The 1,519-nt window shown below is 41.3% G+C and carries 1 protein-coding gene; it reads right to left on the minus strand.

The features are described 5' to 3' along the window. Positions 1 to 96 precede the first annotated feature (96 nt). On the minus strand, positions 97 to 1,467 hold the full coding sequence (locus FDK13_RS35170; RefSeq protein ID WP_137344677.1) for a transposase: 1,371 nt from the start codon (positions 1,465 to 1,467) through the stop codon (positions 97 to 99). Positions 1,468 to 1,519: the final 52 nt, after the last annotated feature.

Here is a 1,519-nt window from a genome sequence, read left to right on the forward strand (position 1 = left end):
CTAGGAGTGTGTCGCTCTTAGCTCTCTTATTGTCTTTAATTTTTGGATTCGGGTTTAAGACTTCATTTGCTGAATTATTTTACGTTAGTAGCTTCTCTATGAAGTCATTGACATCTTAAACATGCGTTTTATATTGTAAGCTAAGCACACCAAGCTCCATTCGTTGTCTGTTTCAAATATTCCTCTTAATGAAAATTGCCGGAACCTTAAAACGCTTTTGATGATGCCGAAAACGGGTTCAACAGTTTGCTTTCGCTTTTTATAAATGGCTTCATATTGAGGGATTTTCAAGCGCATCCTCATTTGGTCAATTACCGTCAAGTTTTCTTGCGGCTGTTGAATATCCTCAGAATCAATCCTTTCTGCTTTATGCTCTAAAATAGCTTCGAGATAGCTGTTATGCTGTTGYCTGGACGTAGCGATAACAGTTACAATACCTTCTGGTGCCTTTGATACGTTGCTTTCGCTAAAATAGCCCGTATCGGCCACAGCAACTGTTATTATACCTAATTCTGTCGGTACCGAAGCTAAACCCGGTAAAAATTCAGATCTATCATTACCATGTTCATTGCTGTAAGCACCAACAATAATCATATCTTCATTAACAGCAGCCTGGGCGTTATAGCATTGATTGAATCCTGAATGAGTCTTCATAATACGGGATTCCGGATCAGTAAAATTATATTGATCAGTCTGATTTGGTTTATTTTCTGGCTCTTTCGGGACTTTCCCCTTAGGTTTCTTTCCAGTTTTTTCTTCTTTTTCGCTGCGTGCTTTTATCTTCTTGTCATATTCTTCTTTTTCTTGCTTGTAGCGCTCGCTAGCCCGGGCTTCGACTGCTGCCTTAGCCTGTTTTATTTTCTCTAAACGATCCTCGCGCCGCTTCAGCTCGGCAGGAACGTCCATTTTTTCAGGTTTCTCCGTTTCATCCGTGCTGGATGCAATTGCAAGGAGTTTACTTATTTCAGATTCTAACCGCTCTTCCAGACGTTTCATATATTCATAACTCATCGCCCTGTGCTTGCTGGCATTAGCCTGTATTTTGGTGCCGTCCAAATAAACATTTCCCAACTTAACCAAGCCTAACTCCTTACCAATAAGCAATATTTCCTTAAACCAGCCCTTTATTTCGCCCAGGAATCGCTTACGGAAACCTGCAATAGTGTCGTGGTCGGGATGTTGATTGCCAGCTATAAAACGGAAAGCTACTGAATCATAGGTGGCAGATTCTATTTTCCTTGAACTAAAAATGCCTGTCGAGTAGCCGTAAAAGATCAGAGCCAGAAGTAATTTGGGGTCATAGGCAGCAGTGCCAGTACCACGATACTGTGCATAAATCCTGGTAAAATCCAGCTTATCGACGATCTCAACGGTGAATCGGGCCAAATGGTCCTGTGGCAACCATTCTTCAAGATCATATGGCATAAATGTCGTTTGCCCGCGGTTAGCTCCTACAAAATGTTTCATAATCTGAAGATACAAAACTATTTCTAAACGTTCAAGTCCGACAGGCTGCTAG

This window comes from Dyadobacter frigoris, from assembly GCF_005280585.1.
GTDB lineage: Bacteria > Bacteroidota > Bacteroidia > Cytophagales > Spirosomataceae > Dyadobacter > Dyadobacter frigoris.